At 41.2% G+C, this 13,543-nt stretch carries 8 protein-coding genes and 1 riboswitch; all 8 genes read right to left on the bottom strand.

Features of this window, described 5'->3' with window-relative positions:
* Positions 1–192: 192 nt before the first annotated feature.
* The 8 genes from NST24_RS02520 to NST24_RS02485 all read right to left on the bottom strand — a co-directional run bounded on the left by NST24_RS02520 (position 193) and on the right by NST24_RS02485 (position 13,488).
* The gene (locus NST24_RS02520; RefSeq protein ID WP_039166136.1) at positions 193–1,914 is read right to left on the bottom strand and encodes a pyruvate oxidase; all 1,722 of its coding nucleotides are present in this window, start codon (positions 1,912–1,914) and stop codon (positions 193–195) included.
* A 70-nt stretch (positions 1,915–1,984) separates the two neighbouring features.
* Complete coding sequence (locus NST24_RS02515) at positions 1,985–3,811, bottom strand: APC family permease (protein WP_268430348.1); 1,827 nt, start codon at positions 3,809–3,811, stop codon at positions 1,985–1,987.
* Between the two features lie 112 nt (positions 3,812–3,923).
* Positions 3,924–4,071, bottom strand: a riboswitch (cyclic di-AMP (ydaO/yuaA leader).
* A gap of 66 nt (positions 4,072–4,137) precedes the next feature.
* A complete protein-coding gene (locus NST24_RS02510) occupies positions 4,138–6,219 on the bottom strand; it encodes a cellulose biosynthesis cyclic di-GMP-binding regulatory protein BcsB (protein WP_342462279.1) in 2,082 nt (693 codons plus the stop codon).
* Positions 6,220–6,223: 4 nt separating this feature from the next.
* Positions 6,224–7,492: a glycosyltransferase gene (locus tag NST24_RS02505; protein WP_058336784.1), complete on the bottom strand. Its 1,269-nt coding sequence runs from the start codon at positions 7,490–7,492 to the stop codon at positions 6,224–6,226.
* Positions 7,485–9,200, bottom strand: coding sequence for a DUF2334 domain-containing protein (locus tag NST24_RS02500; protein ID WP_342462278.1), 1,716 nt, complete (start codon positions 9,198–9,200; stop codon positions 7,485–7,487). Before NST24_RS02500 ends, NST24_RS02505 begins: the two co-directional genes overlap by 8 nt.
* Entirely contained in the window at positions 9,190–10,041 is an 852-nt protein-coding gene (locus NST24_RS02495) for a GGDEF domain-containing protein (RefSeq protein ID WP_017358417.1), read from the bottom strand. Before NST24_RS02495 ends, NST24_RS02500 begins: the two co-directional genes overlap by 11 nt.
* Positions 10,022–11,104: a glycosyl hydrolase family 8 gene (locus NST24_RS02490; protein WP_342462277.1), complete on the bottom strand. Its 1,083-nt coding sequence runs from the start codon at positions 11,102–11,104 to the stop codon at positions 10,022–10,024. The genes NST24_RS02495 and NST24_RS02490 overlap by 20 nt, the downstream gene beginning before the upstream one ends.
* A gap of 197 nt (positions 11,105–11,301) precedes the next feature.
* Entirely contained in the window at positions 11,302–13,488 is a 2,187-nt protein-coding gene (locus tag NST24_RS02485) for a DNA topoisomerase III (protein ID WP_342462276.1), read from the bottom strand.
* Between the last annotated feature and the right edge of the window lie 55 nt (positions 13,489–13,543).

The raw sequence follows: 13,543 nt of genomic DNA, 5'->3' as shown, positions 1-13,543 counted from the left end.
TAAGCCACTCCCTCCATTATTGATCATAAAGTCTATTTTACCTTTCTCACCGAATTGGAAAAATAGGCTTTAAGTTGCAAAAAATCCAGTCTGTATATTTTTATATAGAAGAAAACAAGTGACAATTGAAATGATTTTACCTATTCAACAAAAAAAGTCAGTCTTCTAATTAGAAGACCGACTACCTGCTGTTTAGAAAAAGCGTTTAAGGCTTTTCTTGAGTGGAGGGATATCCAGCTCACCTTTTTCAAAGAATTTTTTCAATAAATATTTACTAAAGCCTGCTGCTTGTGTGTACGTGATTTTACCAGGTAACGGTGGTTCATTGGTCACCGCAACATCAATGATCACAGGTTTCTCAGCTTGAAGTGCTTGATCAAAGGCTGGTGCTAGTTCTTCATGTGATGACACCGAGATTCCTTTACCACCGCACGCTTCTGCAAATTTTGCAAAATCAATATCTTCCAGCTCTATACCATAGTTGATGTTGCCTTTTACCTGTTGTTCATATTCAATCATACCAAGGTTGTTGTTGTTTAAGATCACAACGACAATTGGCAGTTTATATTTTACCGCCGTCACAAAATCTTGCATCACCATTGTGAAGCCTCCGTCACCACAGACAGCAATGGCTTGGCGATTTGGTTCATTTAATTTAGCTGATATTGCGCCAGGTAAACCACAGCCCATTGTGGCAAGCCAGCTGGAAATAATGAAATCCTGCTGCTTCATTTCGAAATGACGTGCCATCCATACCGTCACATTACCGACATCAACTGAAAGAATGGCATCATCATCTACCGCTTCTTCTAATCTAGCGATGACTTGCTGCGGTTTAAGCGGTGATGTGGCAATAGATTTTTCCTTATCCATTTCTTCTCGCCACTTCATCATGTGCTCTGTACAAGCTTCAAGGAAACCGCGCTGCTCTTTATATTCAATATAAGAGGTTAGTTCATGAAGACCAGTCTTACTGTCACTTACAATCCCCACTTCTACTGGATATCTTTTACCGATCTGATCCGGTTTGATATCCAATTGAATGGCAGGTGTGTCTTCCGGTAAGTAATCCCTATATGGGAAGGAGGTTCCAAGCATGATTAATAAATCGCACTCTTCCATCGCTTCATATGCCGGCTTCGTACCGATCTGACCTAGGTTTCCTAAAAAGTATGGATGCCTGTCTGGAACAACACCTTTTGCAGGAAGTGTAATGACGATCGGTGCAGCTGCCTTTTCTGCAAACGAAAGAAGTTCTTCTTTAGCATTTCTTAATCCTTTTCCTGCTAAGATGACTGGCCTCTTCGCATTGTTAATGAGTTGAGCAGCCTTTAGCAGTTGATCTTTCTTCGGCCGCACATCTCCCTCTACATAAAGAGGTGATGTATAAACGGGACTCCGCTTAATTTTCTGAGAAAATAAATCATCTGAGACAGTGAGAACTGCCACCCCTTTATGGGTATACGCAGCTTTGATGGCTTGGTTCAATAAGTCAGGCAGAGCTTCTGCTGTTTGTACTTGCTGATTAAAGACAGCAACATCGTCAAACATCCGCTCTAATTTGATTTCTTGAAATGCATCTCTGCCTACTTCAGTTGAGGCAACCTGCCCTGCAATCGCTAATACAGGTGCACCATCCGCTTTTGCATCGTATAGTCCATTTAATAAGTGGACAGCACCTGGCCCAGCAATTGATAAACAAACACCAAGTTTGCCTGTTAGTTTCGCATCAGCTGCTGCTGAAAGTGCTGCCACTTCTTCATGTCTTGTTTGTATAAATTGAATTTTGCTTGATTCATGCCTTAGTTCTTCGATTAATTCGTTAATACTGTCGCCGGGCATTCCATAAATATGTTTCACGCCCCACTCTTCTAGTAGCGCTGTTACTTCTTTTCCTGCGGTTCTTTGCGGCATGTGAGAAAACTCCTTTTTTCTTACTCCATACCACCGCACCCTTTTGATCAAACGTTTCAACTTGCTCTTGTTACTTTTTAAAGTGATATGGAAGAGTGGCGACAACAATATCCCGTTTCCATAATAAACGGAATCTTAATAAGAAAGCTGATTGATTATGCAAAATGGTGTGCCATCTTTTTTTCGGAATAAATTGAGGGACGAGCACCATCACTCTATATTGATGTGCATTTGCTTTCGCTTCAATCGTTTCAAGAAATTTATCAAGCGGGTGAATGAGACTTCGATAAGACGAATGTAAAATCACAAGACGCACATCACTATTCAGCTTTTCCCAATCAGCTTCAATTTTCTTGTCTTTCTCTTTATCAAACGATACATGAACCGCTATGACCTGGTCTGATAAGGATTTTGCATATTGCACAGATTGTTCGACGACACGTGTGACACCTGCTATTGGGACGATGACCACATTTCCTTTGATTTCGACAGGCTCGGTTTCATTCAATAAACGTAATTGTTCTCCAACAGACAGATAATGTTTCTTAATAGAATAAAAAATAAATAGAACAATTGGCATGAAAACAAATACCGGCCATACAAGATGGAACTTGGTCAAAATGAGAATCATGAAAACCGTAAATGAAATAAGTGCTCCCACGATATTGATAGGCATTTTCACTTTCCATCCCTGTGGTTTTTCACGAATCCACTTTACACACATACCTGTCTGAGACAAGGTAAATGGAATAAACACACCGACAGCATAAAGTGGAATGAGGTGTTCCGTTTTCCCATCAAATAGCCAAATAAGCAGCATAGAAGCTACACCTAAAAAGATAATACCATTGGAATAACCGAGCCGATCTCCTCTCACTGTAAACATGCGCGGCATATATTTATCTTTTGCTAAGTTGACAGCCAATAATGGAAAAGCTGAAAAACCTGTGTTTGCCGCTAATATTAAAATTAAAGCTGTGACAGCTTGAATGACATAGTAGAAAAATGTCCGTCCAAATGTGTCTGATGCAATCTGTGACACAACCGTTTCTTCTGGCTTTGGCGAGATGCCAAAACCAAACGCAAGCAATGTCACTCCTACAAATAGAACGGCCAGTAATCCCCCCATCATCAATAAAGTTCTCGCTGCATTTTGTGCAGCTGGTTTTTTAAAGGATGGAATTGTATTAGATATCGCTTCAACACCAGTTAAAGCAGAACAGCCAGACGAAAATGCCTTTAATAAAAGAAATAACGTGATGCCTGATACATGTGTGCCAAATGCTGTATGTTCAGGTTCTGGCGGCACTTGCCCTGTTAATAGTTTAAAACCGCCCACCCCAATTAAAATGAGCAATGAAAAGACAAATAGGTACACAGGATAAGCCAAAATAGATGCCGACTCTGTCAGTCCACGAAGGTTTAACACCATAATCACTAGGACTAATACGATTGAGATCATGACATGATATGGATATAGAGCTGGAAAAGCCGATGTGATTGCATCGGTCCCAGCAGAAATACTCACTGCTACGGTTAAAATGTAATCGACGAGTAATGATCCACCAGCAACCAGCCCTGGTTTTTCACCTAAGTTTCTGCTGGAGACGACATACGCCCCGCCGCCTTCTGGATAAGCATAAATAATCTGGCGGTAAGATAGAATTAACGCCATTAAAAGAATTAATACACAACCTGCAATCGGGAGTGAGTACCAAAACGCTGCCGCACTGACAACTGATAGAACAATTAAGATTTGTTCTGTACCGTATGCGACTGACGACAATGCGTCTGATGACAATAATGCCAAAGCTTTGATTTTTGATAGTTTTTGTTCTCCTGCTGCCTGTGATTTTAATGGTTTACCAATTAAAATACGCTTCATCAAACTGTACATGTGTTGCCCGCTCCTTTAGTGTCAAACGATTTGAGTTACAAAATTTGGATCACCAAAAAGACACAGAGGCAATAGAATGCCCCTGTGCCTATTGTTTAGATCACAGGTTGGTCTTTGCTCTCTTTAACGCTTACGAGGTTAGCTGACGGATTCGGGCGCATGAGATTTTGCCCTACCTTAAAAGGATTCACCCCACGTGGTGTTTTATACCACCACAATTGGTTCCCCCGCTCATCGAAATGATTCAGCGATTGGTCTTTTATAAAAGAGATCATACTCCCGTTTGACACCAAAGTAAAGAGATTTTTTCAAGGTCTTTTGATCGTTTAGAACTCAGTCTTTTTACGGTTTTTTCGTACGAAATAGACAATCATCACAAGCACCAAAAGGATGAGTGCAGCGATACACACAAAGTAAATCCAAGACTCGCTACTGCTTTGTTTTTCACTTGTTTTCAGACTGCTCGATGTGCTACTGACGGATTGATGATTAGTAAACACGCCTTTGTTTTTACTCTCTATTGCAACTGTTGCTTTTTCTGTATTTGTTTGAAGAAATTGCATTACTTCATTTGACACGTTAGCTTCAGCTGCAGTCATTCCTGAAAAGACTGTCATTGTCTGTTCTTTATTCCAAACAGATGGCTGCGTCCATACAATTCGAGCCGTTGTTTCGTTGATCATGCCGAAAGAAGATACATCATACTGATCCTTTTTCACCGGAACAACGAGATCGGCTGCTTTTTCTTTCAGAAGAGAGAATGTTTGAATGCCTCCGATGAAAATGAGAGGGTGATTTTTCAATTGTTCATTTGTCACTTGAGAAGTTTTCATTAAATGATATTGAGCTACTTCTGGCTGACTAAAAGATTCCGTCAACATGGCCATTTGATTGATTGTTTCACGTTTGATTTGATCTGGTATGATGATCAATGTATTTTTCGAAGTGAACGGGAGCGGCCATGCGGCTAAATCTGGCTTTTCACTCGTTGTTCCTTCTGGTATTTGTAAAGAGCTATTTTTGTCAATGAATATCCAGCCTTCTTCATCCGTATGTCTGCAAGATTCCATGTTTTTAAAACCACTTGTGACAAATTGCAAATCAATATATTCATTTTTTTGAAGTATCTTTGAATCGACTGGAATCGAGACATGATAGAATCCATTCGCATCTTTGCTGCCTAGTTTTGTTAATGGTACGTCGTGCGGTTCGTCATTGATCATAACAGTTAACCGTTCTGTTTTGCTTGCCGCTGTATCAGATTTTTTGAATGAAAGATTGAGCTTTGCACCTGATTTTTGGTTAGCCAGTAGCGCTTTCGGATAATAGTAGTGGTCGGATGCCGTCTTGTTGGTCCCAACCGTGACATCATCTCCGCCAAAATCTTTCAAACGAATCTTGTGAGATGGTTTAGACGTTTGAGCTGCAGCCTTTTGAAGCACTAGGTCTGTTCCAGTCAGTTGATCCGTTAATTCTGACAGAGTCAGAACATTGATTTTTCCAGCGATTGTCACAGGCTTTTCCGCTGTCACAAATAAAATGGGCTGTTCTGTTTTCTTTGCTGTCAAAGTTCTCATCGCTACCGTAAGATGACTGCTTTTTGTTTTAATTCCTGCAGCTTGTTCAATCGATTTCATCCGTCCATCCCAGCTTCCTTTAGCTCCCACAGCAATCGTTGGGTGCGCCACTTGCTTGATGTCCTTTTCTTGGATAAGTTTGATCTCTTTTTGGCGATCTTTGTTTTTCAACGTACGGTATACTTTGATGGCCGCTTCTAATTCAGCTGCATCCGGTGAATTAGGAATTACAATATCTGTCTGTTCTTTCTGATCACCTGTTTGAATAAAAGGTGATGGAAAGCTATCTAATGTGAAATCTTTTGTCTGGATTCCTTTGAATGTAAGTTCACTTTCAGGATACACTTTTAGCCAATTAGCAGGTGTGTCTTGGTTGATACACACGCCTTCTTTTAAAACACCATAAAATGTGACCTGAATGCGATGAGTACCTTCTTTCAATTGTGCTTTGTTCAACTTGATTTGAATCGACTTCTTCTGGTTTTTCCCTGATACAGGGATGGTCTTTTCGATCTCTCCATCAATCATAACAGTGAATGAGGAAGGTGAAATCAATAATGGTGAAGCCTCTATATTGAACGTCAATGTGCTTGACTCTGTTTTTTCCTGATCCACTTGATAGGTAAATTCAGTGCGGTCTTCTTGTCCATATAAGGTCACTACGTCTTCTGATAGATGCTGCGTTTTTGTTTTGCTTTCTTTTGAAGATTGAACCCAATCATCTTTGACTTGAACTCGGTTGTATTGCGCCATTGCTTGACCTGCCATGAAAAAAGGCTGGATCGCTAAGGATAATCCTAATATATAAATCAACCATTTTAACGATTTCAATATGTCACCCGCTTTTCTTTTGTTGTTGATTGTAACGCTCGGTTTTGTACCATTTCACTTCTTGTTTCAATAATCGGCTTTTCACCTCTACACATAAGGAGTACACAACAAGCGCAATCCATACTTGGGAATAGGTAAAGTACATGAGAACGACAATGAGAATGTTTTGTTTGGTCAGCTCTGTTTTCTCTATGCTTAACGTAATCATTACTTCTGTTAAAAAGAGGAAGAAGGCTAACCCCCATAGGATGAGTGCCACAGCTCCCACAGATAAGTGAAGATCAACGAATAAGTTTACGATAAAAATGCCATTGGAGAGCAGTACACCAAAGAAAAATAAGAAATACGTAAAGAAAAAATAAAATAAATCGAAAATCATTCGTTTTCGTTTTAATTTCATAAACTGCCTTAAAAATTTGAGCACAACATATTGGTTGCCTCTAGCCCAGCGTGTTCGTTGCCGCCACCAGACTTTCCATGTTTCAGGCTCTTGTTCCCATGTAATCGCAGCAGGAAAGAACCGAATCACATAGCCCAGGTTATACACACGAATCGTTAATTCAGTGTCTTCAGCTAGTGCATGGACATCCCAGCCGCCAAGCTCTTCTAAAATGTGCCGACGGATCGCAAAGTTGGTGCCTGGTATTGTCGCAATTCCAAACCATTTCCATCTCCCGCCTTGCGCCATCCACTGGAAGCAGATCGTTTCTATGTTAATGAATTTTGTCAGGAGGTTTTTGGCTGCATTGATGACCCTGAATTTCCCGACAACAGCACCTGCTTTAGGATCATTCAATAATCCAAGAACCAAATGGTAGACGGCTTTCTTTTCAGGCATATTATCTGCATCGTATACACAAATAATGTCTCCTGTCGAAGCCTTTAAGCCTTCATTCAGTGCAGTAGATTTCCCCTTCCCTGCAAATGGCGGCTTTGTTTCAATCATATGGACATGATCGTATTGCTCACTAAATGATTGCACAATCTCCCCTGTACGATCAGAGGAATTGTCATTAATCACAATGATTTCAAGAAGGTGTTTGGGATAGGATAACTGGACCATGGCTTTTAGCGTCTGCCGAATGACCACTTCTTCATTATGTGCTGGAATGAGAATGCTGACGGTCGGCAGATCTTTCCCTTGTTTTGTCCATTTAGGCAGCACTTTTTCGTAAGTTAAATAGTGCTGAAAGCCTCCCTGCATCAGAAACATATGATATAGGAGCATGATCCAAATCAGTATTAATGATAGGTAAAATAAGATATCAGCCACCTGATTTTCTCTCCTTAAAGATCCGTTTTTTCATCGTCAGCCTTAAATACAATGTGTAAAAAGCAAATGCCACAATAAAGAGCAGCACCACCATTGTGAGTATTCGAAGCATATTTTCCATCCCGCTTCGTTTGTTTGTTTTTGGTTCAGCTATATTGGATTGCTCTATTTGAATCTGTCCATTTCCTGTTGTTTTGATCTGGACATTCTGAGTTTGAACAGTCTGTTTTGTTTTCTTTAAATCTAGCCATTCACTAGAAGGGATCGCATCCATTTGTGTGATTACATCTTGCAGCCCATCTATCCCCGCTTCCACATCATAGGACAGCCCAATGGCGGCGGATTGGATATGCTGCAAGGATTGAATTGTTTGCTCAGTCAGTATGTTTGCACCTTCTTGGTCAGACGCTGTATCTATAGACTGTTCAGGATATAAAGTCATGCCATGAAGCATGGCGGGTGTCGACAAAAATGGTGATGCACTTCTTGTTTTCCATGTACGGTCTGAGAGCTGCACCTGTCCAAATAGACTGGACACATGGCGGGAAATCACTTCATAGCCTTGCAGGGAAATGGCGTCATTTGGCACTTCAAATGCAAGAGGATATAATCCCTGCTGCGCAAGCAGTTCAATGCCTTTTGTCAGCTTTTCTTCTGTATAGATGGCTTCTTGATGTTGATTGGATGTGTTATACGCATTAAAATCTTTTTCATTTGGAAAAAAGCTTTTGTTCAGCTGTTGATTAGCTTTCTCTGGTTCATTTGACGTAACGGGCTGATCGTACTTGACATCCCAGAATTCAAAGCCTTTACCCGACTCCTCCGTTCGATACGTACGGCTAAACCCGTGAAGAACGACACTTGCTCCATTGCTTTGCAATTGTGTTAACACGTGGACAAGTTTAGGCCGGTCACTGAGCGTCACTTCATCCCCTGTTGCTGGATCAATCCATATAGGGGTCACCGCCAGCAGAAAAGGGATATGGCGAGCTGTTACGTATCGTCCAAGTTCAAGTAACTTCTTCTCCTCCGTGACGGGGTTAATCTTCCCAATCTGTAAGTACTTTGTCGTCGTTTGATTAGAAGCCGGCAGGAGACTTTCCAGCACCTCTGCAAGCAGCTTGTCGTGCTGAAGGATATTTAGCATTCCGACATATGCCGCACCTTCTTTTGTTTGAATCACAAATGGCTGTTCAGCTTGATTTTTCTTCAATAAGAATTTACGTTGCAGATCTGTCCCTTGAACCGTCTGAGCTGTGATTCCTCTCTCTAACTGACGGTATTCTTGATCATCAGTATCTTTGATTTGACTGATGTGATCTTGTTTGTGAAAAGTAAGCTTGGAGAATGGACGAAGCTGTTCCGCATTGTATCCTATTGCGATTAAGCGTTTTGATTCGTTTATAAGACGAATTGTTTGTGCTTTCAACGTTCTCTTTTCTTCACCTATATAGATAACTAGCTGAGAGTCATTGAGGTTCTTTTCAGTGATTTGTTCATCAGATAAAATGGTCGTTCGTGTGGAAAAATGCCCCACAAGTACATCAAGCATATGAACAGTTGGCGTTGTCTCACCTGATTGTGTGGAATAGACGATGAGGGTCCTGGACTCTTTCTCAAGTGCACCGGCTGATGTACTGTCTTTGATCGAAAGCATAGAGAAAAGAACGATTAACAAACAACATTTCGTCAAACCATTAAAGTTCATTCATCATCATCTCGTTTTCTAGTTCTTCTAAAAATTGCTCTGGTGTCCGATAATCCGAGCTGCTTGTTAAATGACAGACATGAAAAGTTAAGGTCACTTCACGACCATTTAGCAGGACATGCGTTTGCAGTTTATCCTTTAGCTTTTCAAGAACGATCGAGACGTTTTCTGCAGGTGTGTGAGTGAGCAGCAGCCCGATTCGTTCTTCGGATAATCGAAATTTCTTATCGGTTTCTCTCACACTTTCGCGTATCTTCATACTGAGTTGCTGGAAAAGATGCTGCATTTCTTTTTCTCCATATAATGTTTTGAATTCCGCTGAGTAGTGCATATGAAGAAGGATAAAGACGAATGGCTGTTTGTATCGTTCTGCTCGTTTCATTTCCTCAGACAACTCGAGTCTCATCCGCTCTGCATTGTCAAAGCCTGTGGTTGAGTCAATCGCTACAAATTGTTTGATGGCCCTCTTTTGTTGGTCAATGGTGTGACGCATCGTTTTTATTCGCTCATGCACATTTCCAGCAGAAATAGCAAAAAAGAGAAGCGCCACGCCCCATATCACGACATCTTGCAACGTTTGATGAGAAAAGAGTGAATTTGTGTGACCAAGCTCTGTAAAAAACATCCCGCTTCCTATAAAGAACAAAATCAACAAAGTAAAAACCAATGCTGGCAAAATACCAAATAAAATGCCGCATCCTATCACGACAAATGTGAGTGTGATGATCATGACACTCTCCGCATCACGTCCATTCAAGTAGCCCATAAATAAAATGAGTCCCGCAAACGTGAGGAGCACCGTATAATACGTGCGATAGGTGTTACTGAATAACCTTTTCATTTAGAAGCTCCCTTTCTGCAATTAGAGGCAATAAATTATCAAATGAGTGTGTATCTTTTTCGTTCATGTAGCCTCCGTAATAAGGCTTGAGAGGATCTTGGATTTGCAGCTCTTTCATTCGGTGATAGACGTCTTTTGCAAAATCATCTTCTCCTTGTTTGAGTGCATATAAGATCACCAGTGCATAGACTGAAGGTGATTCATACGTCACTGCTGGCTGTAATGTGCTCAGTTTATATCGTCCATACAGTTTTCCTTCCTTTTGGAAGTTGGTTTTCAGCCATTTCATGATGACTGTTGTATCAACCTGTGCACGTTCAGCATAAAGAGCCGTATAAAGCTGGTCGATCAAGTTGATTTCCTGATCAAACGAGTAGACTTTCTTCGCTATGTCATAGGATTTTGGAAAAAATCCTTTTTGTCTCGGTGCATTTTTTAGAATGGCCAATTGGTTGTTCATCATTTGTTCTGTGAATAGGTGGAGGGATACTAGTTCTTTGATTGCTTTTGGGTCAAGATATGAAAGTGTGATTGTATGTGAAGTTTGCTTTGTCGATGCATCATAATAGTCGGTCAACATACCCTTGAACATGTTTTTGTCTTTTAACGCTTTTGCGATTTTTTTGGCTGTGGTTTGATACACTGACTTCTGCCACAATTGATCTGCTTTTTGAAGTACTGTTACTACACGTAAGTCATCAACTAAAGCATTGACTTTGCTTTTTTGATGAGATTCGATTTGCCAGCTAAGAAGATCATGTTCCAGTAAGAATTGAGTGCGCAGGACGTCTACCTGTTGATCAAAAGATGTTTGATCTTTTTTTCTAACAAGATAATCCATCCAAAGTCCGAGCGATTCTGATAAGTAAGTAGGCTGCTCCGCAAGCGAGGTCCGGATCATGCCTTGATCTGTCATTAAGTGGTGAGTCATAAAGTACTCTCCTGACAATACTGGCTTTGCAGGTTCTGGTTGAGCTGAATGTTGCTGCTGTTTCCAGGTACATCCGCCTAGTAGAATGACAATGAGTATAGCGATAGCTGTACGATGTATGGGTGTATCCATTCGTGTCCCCTTTCAATCCTTGTTCTCTCTAAGCATCTAACGATTTATTATAGAGCGTTTCTGTTTAAATGAAAATAAATATTTTATACCAAATTACGAGTCTTTTCGCTTACATATTCCCATTTACAGAAAAACAACATGTCAAAATACTCGAACAAACAAAAAACCCATGCGAATTTACATGGGTTTTTACACAACTATTGATCTAATTTTAGTTTCTTCAATTGTTCTGCAAGTGCGTTATTGATTGGTTCTTCCACTTTCTTTTGTTTCTTCATATATTTAGACACATCGTGCTTACTGGCTCGTTTTTGATTGGATTGTGATTTACGTTTTTCGAAGACAGACAGTTTCTCTCTATGACCACAAACACAGGCAAATATTTTGCCATCGCCTTCCCCGCGCAGCTCAAGCTTTTTATGACAGTTCGGGCAGCGTGCATTTGTTTTCTTTGCCACATTTTTTCGATGTCCGCATTCTCTATCCTGACAAACAAGCATGGTGCCGTTTTTACCGTTCACTTTTAACATGAGTTTTCCGCAGTCAGGACAATGTGTGCCTGTCATGTTGTCATGCTTAAAGGTTTGGTTCGTTTGTTTGATTTCAGATACGGCTTGTTTTGCATATGACTTCATTTCACTCATGAATTGAGAAGCTTTCAATTGGCCTTTCGCAATTTTAGAAAGCTTTTGTTCCCATTCCGCTGTTAACGCAGGTGACTTTAAATCTTCAGGTACTAAAGAAAGCAGCTGCTTCCCTTTCGATGTGATGAAGATGTCTTTGCCTTTTTTCTCAATTAAGAAGCTGTTAAACAGTTTCTCAATGATATCAGCTCGAGTTGCCACTGTCCCCAATCCACCCGTTTCGCCAAGGGTTTTCACTAAGTCTTTTTCCTTGTTCTCCATAAATGCAGACGGGTTCTCCATGGCAGATAAAAGGGTCGCTTCGTTAAAACGAGCAGGAGGTTTCGTTTCGCCTTTTGTCTCTTTTAATTGGCGTACGTCAAGTGACTGCCCCTCTGTTAATGCCGGCAAGTGCTGATCTGCTTCGGCTGATTCCTCGTCTTCATAGGAATCATCGTACACGGCTTTCCAGCCGGCTGATTGCACAATTTTTCCTTTCGCTGTGAATGTCTCACTGCCGATCTTGGCGATCACTGTTGTTTCCTCATATTCAAAAGGGGTCATCAGTACAGCGAGGAATCGCTTGGCAATCAGGTCATATAATTTACGCTCTTTATCGCTTAATGCACCTGGATACAGCTCTTCTTCGGTTGGAATGATCGCATGGTGATCTGACACTTTGGCGTCGTTGACGAAGCCTTTATGTGCTTTAATGCCTGATTGTAAAATGCGATTCACATGCTGCGCGTAAGGTCTAACGTTCATTCCTTTGAGTCGATCTTTTAATGTAGGCACGATATCTGCCGAAATGAAACGTGAATCCGTACGCGGGTACGTGACGAGCTTATGCTGCTCATACAGACGCTGAAGTGTAGACAGTGTTTCTTTTGCTGAAAAACCGTAGCGTTTATGGGCATCACGTTGCAATTCTGTCAGGTCATACAATCCTGGAGCAAAGGATTTTTTCGCTGTTTTTTTCAGTGCATCAATCACTGCAGATTTTCCTTTACAGGCTGCCAAACGCTCCTTCACTACATCCTCTTGGAATGTACGGCTTTGTTTTGTCTTTGCATCCTGCCAAGTCAGCGTCAGTCCGTCTACTTGTGCAGTCAGCCCAAAGAACGGCTTCGGCTGGAATTGCTGAATGTCTTCCTCTCGCTTGGCGATCATAGCAATCGTTGGCGTTTGCACACGTCCACAGGATAACTGCGCATTGAACTTCGTTGTCAGCGCTCTTGTTGCGTTGATCCCTACAATCCAGTCTGCCTCTGCACGCGCCACCGCAGAGCGGTACAAGTTGTCATACTCTCTGCCGTCTTTTAATCGTTTGAACCCTTCTTGAATGGCTTTGTCTGTAACAGACGAAATCCATAAACGTTTTAGAGGCTTTTTCACATGTGCTTTTTCAAGAATCCACCTTGCCACAAGCTCCCCTTCACGTCCAGCATCTGTTGCGATGACAATGTCTTTTACATCTTTTCTCGCCAGCTGCGCTTTGACCGCTTGGAACTGTTTCCCTGTCTTTTTCATCACGACAAGCTTGAGTGGTTCTGGAATAATTGGTAAATCCTCTAGGCGCCAGGATTGAAATTCTTTCCCGTAGCCTTCTGGATCAGCCAGTGTCACCAAGTGGCCAAGCGCCCACGTGACAATGTATTGATCTCCTTCTAAAAAACCATTTCCTTTTTTATGACACTTCAGCACACGCGCTAAGTCACGTCCTACTGAAGGTTTCTCTGCTAATACAACTGTTTTTGACACTAAATTTCACATCTCTTTCTTCTATCCATCCTTTTATTATAGCAGACGTGGAGAT

This window comes from Bacillus sp. FSL R5-0286 (assembly GCF_038593245.1).
In the GTDB taxonomy this organism is placed as follows: Bacteria; Bacillota; Bacilli; order Bacillales; family Bacillaceae; genus Bacillus; species Bacillus altitudinis.
Note: the sequence above shows the minus strand (reverse complement) of the source record. Positions and strands in the feature narration are given on the sequence as shown.